Origin of the sequence: Aquabacterium sp. (genome assembly GCF_036279655.1) — a bacterium.
In the GTDB taxonomy this organism is placed as follows: domain Bacteria; phylum Pseudomonadota; class Gammaproteobacteria; order Burkholderiales; family Burkholderiaceae_C; genus Aquabacterium.
Genome location: NZ_DASUIT010000121.1, coordinates 1 through 2882, shown reverse-complemented (window position 1 = coordinate 2882; position 2882 = coordinate 1). Strand labels below are relative to the sequence as shown.

Annotated in this window: 3 protein-coding genes; all 3 read left to right on the top strand. The window is 65.4% G+C overall.

Annotated elements, in window-relative coordinates:
- A partial coding sequence (locus tag VFW84_RS13725) for an iron-sulfur cluster-binding domain-containing protein (RefSeq protein ID WP_329681023.1) occupies positions 1 to 984 on the top strand: 984 nt, incomplete at its 5' end.
- A 35-nt stretch (positions 985 to 1019) separates the two neighbouring features.
- Positions 1020 to 2171, top strand: coding sequence for an acyl-CoA desaturase (locus VFW84_RS13720; protein WP_329681022.1), 1152 nt, complete (start codon positions 1020 to 1022; stop codon positions 2169 to 2171).
- A gap of 5 nt (positions 2172 to 2176) precedes the next feature.
- On the top strand, positions 2177 to 2882 hold a 706-nt coding region (locus tag VFW84_RS13715), incomplete at its 3' end, for a fatty acid desaturase family protein (protein WP_414638994.1).

Genomic DNA, 2882 nt, shown 5'->3' with positions numbered 1-2882 from the left:
GTCACCGGCAAGCAACAGGAAACGCCGTCGGCCTGCACCGTTGTGCTGCAGGCGGGCCCGGCCTTCACCGGCCTCACCCCGGGCCAGTACGTCATGGTCGGCGTGACCATCAACGGCGTGCGCTACCGTCGCGCCTATTCGCCCCGCGCCATCGACGGGCGGGTCGACCAGTTCGCCATCACCGTGCAGCGCCAGGCCGATGGCCGGGTGTCCAACCACATCCATGACCACCTCCAGGTGGGCGACATCATCGAGATTGAAGCCGCCGCGGGTGACTTCACCCTGCCCTCGCCGGTGCCGGCCGAGGTGCTGATGATGGCCGGCGGCAGCGGCATCACGCCCTGCATGTCCATGATCGAGCACCTGCGTCGCAGCGCCTCGAACACCCGTGTCACCCTGATCTACTTCGCGCGCAGCCAGGCAGACCGCATCTTCGCCAAGGCACTCGAGACCCTGGCATCGCAGTGGTCCAACTTGCGCTATGTGCCGCTGGAGAGTGTGGCCAACACGGCCGGCAACGCCGCAGGCCCCCAGGCCATGCTGGACGTGGCCCTGCTGGATCAGCAGGCCCCCGGCTGGCGCACTCTGCCGGCCTGGTGCTGCGGCCCCGCCCCCCTGATGGATGCCGCCCGCCAGATCTGGAAAGACGCTGGCATCGCCGCCCGACTCAAGCTGGAGGCCTTCGCGCCGGCACGTCCCTCGGGCGATCCGTCCGTGCGCCACCACATCGAGATCGCACGTGAAGGCCAGGCCCTGCAATTCGACGCCCCCGGCAACGAGACCCTGCTGGTCTCTGGCGAGACCGCAGGCTTCGCCCTCAAACATGGCTGCCGCCAGGGCATCTGCCACGAGTGCACCTGCCGCCTCCACAGCGGCTCGATCAAGGACTTGGTCACCGGCGAGCGCATCGACGGCGATGGCCAGCCCGTGCGCCTGTGCGTGAGTGCCGCGCTCAGTGACCTCAAGCTCGAAGCCCTCGGCTGAGCGAACCGAACGATTCTGACTTTCTGGACATCATCATGAACACCAAAACGATGACGATCGGCCCCCGCAGCATGGAAGAAATGGCGGCCTTCGAGCGCGAGCTCGACGCCATTCGCGAGGAGGTCAAGCCCACCCTCGGTGAGCGTGACGCACGCTACATCCGCGGCATCCTGCGCCTGGTGCGCACCACCGAAACGCTCGGCCGCGCTCTGCTGATGTTTGGCTGGTTCCCCCCCACCTTCCTGCTGGGCGCCTTCCTGCTGGGCATCAGCAAGATCGTCGACAACATGGAACTGGGCCACAACGTCATGCATGGCCAGTTCAGCTGGATGAACGACCCGCGCTTCCAGGGCGACACCTTCGACTGGGACAACACCTGCCCCAAGGAGGAATGGCGTCACGCGCACAACTTCGTGCACCACACCTACACCAACGTCATCGGCAAGGACCGTGACTTCGGCTACGGCATGCTGCGCCTGTCCAATGACCTGCGCTGGAGCTGGCTGCACCCCTTCCAGTTGCTGCTGACCTTCCTGCTGGCCGCTTTCTTCGAGTGGTTCGTGGCCATCCATGACATGCAGATGGACAAGGTGGTCATTGGCCGCCGCAAGTGGGCGGATGTGCAACCCCAATGGAAGCTGGTGCGCGCCAAGATCTGGCGTCAGGTCCGCAAGGACTACATCGCCTGGCCCCTGGCCGGTCTGGCCGTCGGCGCCCTGTTCGGTCACGCCACGGACACCGCCCTGGCTGTGCTGTGCGGCAACCTGATCGGCAACTTCATCCGCAACTTCTGGGCCTGGGCCATCATCTTCTGCGGCCACTTCACGGACGACATCTACACCTTCAGCCGTGAGTCGATCGAGAACGAAACCAAGGGCCAGTGGTATCTGCGCCAGATCCTGGGGTCGAGCAACATCAAGGGCAGCAAGCTGCTGCATCTGCTCAGCGGCAACCTGAGCCATCAGGTCGAGCACCACCTGTACCCGGACATCCCCGCCAACCGCTACATCGAGATGGCGCCCAAGGTGCGCGCCGTGTGCGCCAAGTACCGCGTGCCCTACAACACCGGCTACTTCATCCCGCAACTGCTGACGGTGTTCAAGCGCATTGCCCGCTACAGTCTGCCCGGTGGCTCGCAGAAGGCCGTCACCATCGAAGTCGACTCGATGCTGCCCGAGAAGGCCTGAGCGCGGTGAACACCCGCACCGCCCCAGGACCTCAGACCACCGAAGCCTTCGCGGCCTTCGCCCGGGAACTCGACGATCTGCGCGAGGAGACCCGCCAGCAACTGGGCGAGGCCGATGCGCGCTACATCCGGCGGCTGCTCTATGCCATCCGGGCTTGCGAATCGGCCGGTCGGGGTCTGCTGACCCTGGCAGGCACCTGGTGGCCGGCGTGGCTGCTGGGCTCGGGCCTGTTGGGCCTGTCCAAGTGCCTGGAGAACATGGAGTTCGGGCACAACGTCATCCATGGCCAGTACGACTGGCTCAATGACCCGCGCTTTGACGGTCAGTCCCATGACTGGGACAACGCCTGCTCCAAGGAAGACTGGCGCCACTTCCACAACTACATGCACCACCACTACACCAATGTGCTGGGGCTGGACCGCGACTTCGGCTACGGCATGCTGCGCCTGTCGGACGACGTTCCCTGGGAGCGACGCAACCTCACCCAGGCCATCTACTCGGTGATCGTGGCCTTCCTGTTCGAGTGGGCCATCGCCATCCACAACATGGAGATGGAGCGTCTGCGCACCACGCGCGAGGCCACCAAGGCCCGCATCAAGGCCTTGTGGCCCACCACCCGCGCCAAGATGTGGCGCCAAATCAAGAAGGACTACCTCCTGTGGCCACTGGCTGCGGGCGTGGTCGGCCTGGCCCTGGGTACCGGCTTCTGGG